The sequence below is a fragment of the Lentimicrobium sp. S6 genome, from assembly GCF_013166635.1.
Classification (GTDB): Bacteria; Bacteroidota; Bacteroidia; order Bacteroidales; family UBA12170; genus UBA12170.
Genome location: NZ_JABKBZ010000145.1, coordinates 1 through 3,834, shown reverse-complemented (window position 1 = coordinate 3,834; position 3,834 = coordinate 1). Strand labels below are relative to the sequence as shown.

The following is a 3,834-nucleotide window of genomic DNA, read 5'->3' as shown; positions in this document are numbered from 1 at the left end:
TTCTTTAGATTTAACAGAAGGAATCATCGCCAATCAATTTTAGATAAAATCATTCAGAGATGCGTAGAGCATAAACCGATTGCTTACGCTTCGATTAAATTACACGAGACTTAAATGGGTAACCCTATTTTATTAAATACCATACAGAATTAAACTACTGATAATGAGCTCAGAAACAAAATACAACTAGAATAATATATTCATAATCATCCAGCATCATCCATAATCAGTACCCTAAGCATATTTAAAGCGGCTAAGCTTGCTCTCATGATGTTTCTTCCTCTATGTTCTCCAAATTGATAAACTTTAGAAATAGTTCCTTTTGGACCAGAAACAGCAATCCAAGTATAGCCAACCGGTTTCTCAACACTTCCACCATCGGGACCTGCAATACCACTGATAGCCATAGAGTAATCAGTATTTAATTGCCGACGAGCGCCTTCTGCCATTTGTCGTACTACTGTTTCACTTACCGCACCAAATTGTTCAATATCCTCAGCTTTCACACCTAAAACCTTATGTTTTGCCTCATTAGAATAAGAAACCACCGAACCATGAAAATACTGAGAGGAGCCTGCTAAGGAAGTCAGCATGTGTGCAATATGGCCACCTGTGCAACTTTCAGCAGTAGAAATAGTTTTATTTTGCTGAAGGAGTAATTGAGCCAAGGCAGACTCTAGGGAGACATCATCATATCCAAAAACTATTTTATCTCCCAAAATAGAAATGATCTTATCTACTTCAGCTTGAATTTCTTCTTTAATGATTTGCTCGTCAACTCCTCTTGCTGATAGTCTCAGCCTAACTAAGCCTGGCCTTGGAAGATAAGCCAGTTTGATATGCTCCGGAAGATTATCTTCAACCTCCTCTATTATTCCAGCAAGAAAAGACTCTCCAACTCCTGTAGTCATAATCGTTTTCTGGAAATACTTTTCAGGCTTAAATTGCACTTCCAATCTAGGAATCACTTCATTTTCCATCATGGTTTTCATCTCAAATGGAACACCAGGCATAGAAACTATTACCTTTTCATCTTTATCGAACCACATTCCGTAGGCTGTTCCATATTTATTAGGAATAGCGATTGCTTTCTTCGGAAGATTAGCTTGATCTTTATTGACACCTGTAATTTTAAAGCCTCGAGATTTAAATAGATTTTCAATATTTTGAAATGCTTCCTCATTAAAATACATTTCAGAATCAAAATACTCTGCCAAAACCTTTTTAGTAATATCATCTTTGGTTGGACCTAAGCCTCCACTTATCAATACAATATCAGATTTTTCCATAGCTGCGGATATAGCATCCTCTATCTGCGAGCCCTCATCAGAAACTACTGTAATCTTTATGACTTCAAATCCATGCTCACTCAAGATGGAACCCATCCATGAAGCATTGGTATTGATAACTTGGCCTATTAATAATTCATCTCCTATATTGATAATCTCTACTTTAGCTTTCATTATAATCTATGTTAAATTTGATGCTTATTACTTAGTGTTTTTCCTATATTTGTTCTCTTTTTCTGCAAAATTAGCTTTTGCTGGGAATCTCACATGATAAAAAATCTTAATATGAATAAGAAAGCCATAGCTGAATCGGAATTAATCATAAACCCAGATGGTAGTATCTACCACTTACACCTTCATCCTGAGAACATTGCTAATGACATCATATTGGTTGGTGATCCAGGAAGAGTTGAAGTCATTTCTTCTTATTTTGATCAAATAGAGTTTAAAATGGCCAATAGAGAAATCCACACCCACACTGGATATATTGGCAAAAAAAGAATTACTGTGCTAAGTACAGGTATGGGAACCGACAATTTAGACATTGTCATTAACGAATTAGATGCCATTTGCAATATCGATTTAAAAACCCGTATCCCTAAAGATTCTCACCGTAGCCTAAGACTTTATCGTTTAGGAACCAGTGGCGCCTTACAACCCGAAATTCCTGTTGATACTTTCTTGGCTTCTTCACATGGAGTAGGAATTGATGGTCTTTTATGGTTCTACGAGCAAGTAAATTCTGTTATTGATAAAGACATGACCGAAGCTTTTTTAAGAGATACCAATTGGCCAGATGATTTACCAAAAGCTTATATCGTTCCAGGTTCTGAAGAATTACTAAATACCGTAGGCAAGAATTTCATGAAGGGAATCACTGCTACAGCCCCAGGTTTCTTTGGCCCTCAAGGTAGAGTTTTGAGAATGCCCTTGGCTTATCCGGATTTAAATGATAGAATCAGTAGCTTTTCCTATCAAGGTCAGAAATTAACCAACTTTGAAATGGAAACTTCCGCTTTATATGGACTTTCTAAAGCTTTAGGCCATCATGCGATGACCGTTTGTGCAATCATCGCCAATAGGGAAAGAAAAGAATATTCTAAAGACTATAAAATAACTGTAGTCAAATTGATAGAAGAACTACTTGAGCAAATTTGTCAGCAGTAACATTCTTTGATTTTAAAATACTAAGCAATTGGTGGATTTTTAATTAGCCCTCTAATATAAAGGGAGTAAAAATCCCCCAATGATTTTGTCTTGAATACAAAATCCACTTACTGTTTCTGGATTTTAGTGGAGAATGATTGTCCATTCTCATCTATCAACTCCAATAAATAAATCCCTTTTCCAAGTTCAGAAGCATTAATTGTGGATGTATTTTGAGATTCTAAGACTTTCTGGCCAAAGAGGTTATAAATAATAATATTTTGATAGGTTTGTCCAGATTGTATATTGATTTCTTGTGTAAATGGATTTGGATAAACCATATTTGAAACCTCTTTCGCTTGAGTAAAATCAATCCCTGTTATTCCCGAAACCAAGTCCGATTCATCTGCTTGTAGCACTTTCTTATTGCTTGAGTTTTGAATGATAGCCAAAGCAAAAATCTCATCCAACACCCAATCAGAATGAGCAGTATAATTATAAGTAAACTCTACTTCCTCTCCTATTTCCAACATGGGTAGATCCATATTTCCTAATTCCTTCCTAAAAACATTGTGATGCAAATCTTCGCCATTTGGCGCATTATAGTCTACTTCTTTTTCGGCCAAAACCACATAAACCATATCATCATTGCTTGGGACACCACTTAACCTTTCTATCTTTACTTTCACATCAATGGTTTCATTTGCGCCATAAAACTGATGCACTTGAATAGAATAATCACTCATGGCATCTTGTTGCTCCATCAACTGCTCCTCAGTTAACATTGGGCTTTGACTTGGAATTACTGTCCCAGCTAAAACCACTCTTGGGGTGCTTCCATAAATACCATAATACTGTGTTCTTGCATCATTTTCGCTAGGGTTATGTTGAGAAAACAAGCAATTAGAATAGGGAGAACTAGGGTGAATAGATAAATGTATTACTTCTGGGTGATTATCCAACAAAGCAAATAATGAAGGATTTTTAATACTACAAATACTACATCGGGTATTTGTAAAATGTTCTGCAATTACTTTTCTAGTTGTTTGACTTTGGACAGAAAATGCCAACAATACAATTAATAGTGTAATTAATCTATGTTTCATCTTTTAAAATTATATTATTTATTGATTGGTCGCAAAAGGTAGTCTAGTCCTTACAACTTTTCCAAAGAAAGCTTCTATAAAGCAAGAAGTCGTCTTGTTTGTAAGGAATTGCTATTTGTTGTTTGAAATGAATTCAAGTGAGATTTACTAGATTTATAGGGTTACCCATTTAGTTCACAAATAGTTGTATATGAGTATATTATTTTGTAAATTGTATTCAAATTCAGGAACGATGAGGATACTAAAAAACATTGATAGACAGACGTTTAAAGAAAGATTTACAACAAAAGAAG

Annotated in this window: 3 protein-coding genes; 1 reads left to right on the top strand and 2 read right to left on the bottom strand. The window is 35.1% G+C overall.

The annotated features are described in order from the left end of the window. Positions 1 to 206: 206 nt before the first annotated feature. On the bottom strand, positions 207 to 1,463 hold the full coding sequence (locus tag HNS40_RS21705) for a competence/damage-inducible protein A (RefSeq protein ID WP_172284814.1): 1,257 nt from the start codon (positions 1,461 to 1,463) through the stop codon (positions 207 to 209). Positions 1,464 to 1,574: 111 nt separating this feature from the next. Here HNS40_RS21705 and HNS40_RS21700 point away from each other — a divergent pair, with 111 nt between their 5' ends. Then, positions 1,575 to 2,456 carry a nucleoside phosphorylase gene (locus HNS40_RS21700; RefSeq protein WP_172284813.1) on the top strand — a complete coding sequence of 294 codons (882 nt, stop codon included), beginning with the start codon at positions 1,575 to 1,577 and terminating at the stop codon, positions 2,454 to 2,456. Positions 2,457 to 2,563: 107 nt separating this feature from the next. Here HNS40_RS21700 and HNS40_RS21695 read toward each other — a convergent pair whose 3' ends face one another. Then, entirely contained in the window at positions 2,564 to 3,541 is a 978-nt protein-coding gene (locus tag HNS40_RS21695; protein ID WP_172284812.1) for a T9SS type A sorting domain-containing protein, read from the bottom strand. Positions 3,542 to 3,834: the final 293 nt, after the last annotated feature.